Annotated in this window: 3 protein-coding genes; all 3 read left to right on the forward strand. The window is 33.6% G+C overall.

The features are described from left to right. A partial coding sequence (locus ACO409_RS10650) for a precorrin-8X methylmutase (RefSeq protein ID WP_485557093.1) occupies positions 1-639 on the forward strand: 639 nt, incomplete at its 5' end. 150 nt (positions 640-789) lie between these two features. Continuing rightward, positions 790-1,896, forward strand: a complete 1,107-nt coding sequence (gene cbiD, locus ACO409_RS10655) for a cobalt-precorrin-5B (C(1))-methyltransferase CbiD (protein WP_485557095.1) — start codon at positions 790-792, stop codon at positions 1,894-1,896. Between the two features lie 66 nt (positions 1,897-1,962). After that, the coding region (gene cbiE / locus ACO409_RS10660) for a precorrin-6y C5,15-methyltransferase (decarboxylating) subunit CbiE (RefSeq protein ID WP_485557097.1) at positions 1,963-2,384 on the forward strand (422 nt) is incomplete at its 3' end.

Below are 2,384 nucleotides of genomic sequence, written 5' to 3' on the forward strand. Positions count from 1 at the left end.
CCAAAATCAATAGAAGTGAGAAGTTTTGAAATAATAACTGAAGGTTTGGCTGGGAAAGCTGACCATTTTAGTGAGGAAGAGCAATTAATTGTTAAAAGATTGATTCATACGACGGGAGATTTTGATTACGTAAATATTGTTGAATTTCAAAATAATCCGATTGAGTCAGCGAAAGAAGCATTAGAAGCTGGGAATTGCAGAATTTATTGCGATACAAATATGATTGTTAATGGACTGAATAAAAATGGGTTGAAAAAATTTGGTGCTGAGGCGTATTGTTTGGTGGCGGATCCAGATGTGGCGAAAGAAGCGAAAGAAAGAGGGATTACACGTTCAATGGTGGGATTGGAAAGAGCATTAAAGGATCCTCAAACGAAAATTTTTCTAATTGGAAATGCACCGACAGCGTTGTTTACATTGCTTGAAAAAATGGATAAAGAAGGAGAAAATGTTCCAAAATTGATAGTTGGAGTGCCAGTTGGATTTGTGGGATGTCCTGAATCGAAGGCTGAACTTTCAAAATATGATGTTCCATTTATTAGAACAAATGGGACAAAAGGTGGAAGCACAGTTGCAGTTGGTGTAATGCACGGAATCCTTTATCAAATGTACGAAAGAGATAAATATTTTAATAATTAATCACAATTTTATGTGAAAATTAATTAGTGAATCTATTAATATCTGAAAATTTATTTCAATTTTTGTATTTTAATTTTTTACAATGAAAGATAATATAAATTATTGATTTAAGTATTTTCAGATATATTTTAATATAACTTTGGAGAAAAAATGGAAAATTATGTATATTTTAACGGTAGAAAATTGCGATATGGTTATACTACTGGGAGTTCAGCAACGGCAGCGACTAAAGCAGCATTGTTACTTTTGCTGGGGAAAGTCGAAAAAATCGAAGAAGTTGAAATAGACGTTCCAGCAGGTGAGAGAATAAAAATTGGGATTAAATCTTTTGAAAAGACAAAGGATTATGCGATGGCTACTGTTGTGAAAGATGGGGGAGATGACCCTGATGCGACGCATGGCTTGGAGATTGTTTCAAAAGTGAGTTTTAGAAAAGATGATAAAATCAATATTTTTGGAGGAAAAGGAGTTGGAAGAGTTACAAAAGTTGGACTTCCTGTAGAAATTGGAAAATCGGCGATTAATCCAACACCAATGAAAATGTTGACAAGTATTGTTGAGGAATTTCTTCCAGAGGGAAAAGGAGTCGATGTTGAAATCAGTGTGCCTTTGGGTGAAGAAGCTGCAAAAAAAACAATGAATGGAAAGTTAGGAATTATAGGTGGAATCTCGATTCTCGGAACAATGGGAATTGTGCGACCGATGTCTGAAGAGTCATGGAAAGCCTCTTTGGCGATAGAATTGAAGCAAAATTTGACATATTTCAATACGAAAACAGCAATTTTTCTTTTTGGAAATCGTGGGAAAATGTTTTTGAGCAAGGAATTCCCTAAAAGAGCTGAAGAAGGGGTTGTAATCAGTAACTTTGTTGGATATATGTTTGACAAAGCCTGTGAATATGAGGTTAAGAAAGTTTATTTTATTGGTGAACTAGGAAAATTTGTAAAAGTGGCAGGAGGAATTTTTCATACTCATAGCCGAGTTTCTGATGCGAAAATGGAAATACTAGCTGCAAATGCTCTATTAGTTGGCGAAAAATTGGAAAATGTCTATAAAATTCTGGAATCAAATACAACTGAAGAAGCCTCTGGATACATTGAAAAAAAGGAAGTTTTCAATTTACTAGCTGAAAAAGCAAAGCAAAAATGTGAAGAACATTGCAGAAAAAATGGCTGGGACTTGGAAGTAGAAACGTTGATTTTATCGGCTGAGAAAAAAGTTATTGGACAAAGCAAGGACTTTTTTAAAGATTTCTAAAATTTTCTTTTTGCTTGTTATAAAAATAAATATTGTAAAAAATTATAGTTTTTGAAAAGAGGAAAAATGGAAAAAATACAAATTTTAGGGCTAGGGCCTGGAAATTTAGATTACACATTACCAATTGTTTTGAAGAAAATTAAGGAATCGGAAGTAATTGTCGGAGGAAAGCGGCATATTGAAAGTTTAGGAGAGTGTGCGGAAAATAAGGAATATTGCTACATTTCAGCTGATTTGCAAAAAGTTCTGGATTTCATAAATGAGAATCGACATAAAAAGATTTCCGTGATTGTATCTGGAGATACAGGATTTTACAGCCTTTTGACTTTTATGAAAAAACATTTTAAAAGTGAAGAGCTAGAAGTTGTTCCAGGAATTTCATCGGTTCAGTATATGTTCGCAAAAATTTCAGAATATTGGTATGATGCTTGTATTGCTAGTGTTCATGGGAAGGAATTCGATTTTGTGGAAAAATTGAATGAGTATGA

The organism is Leptotrichia sp., assembly GCF_057270615.1.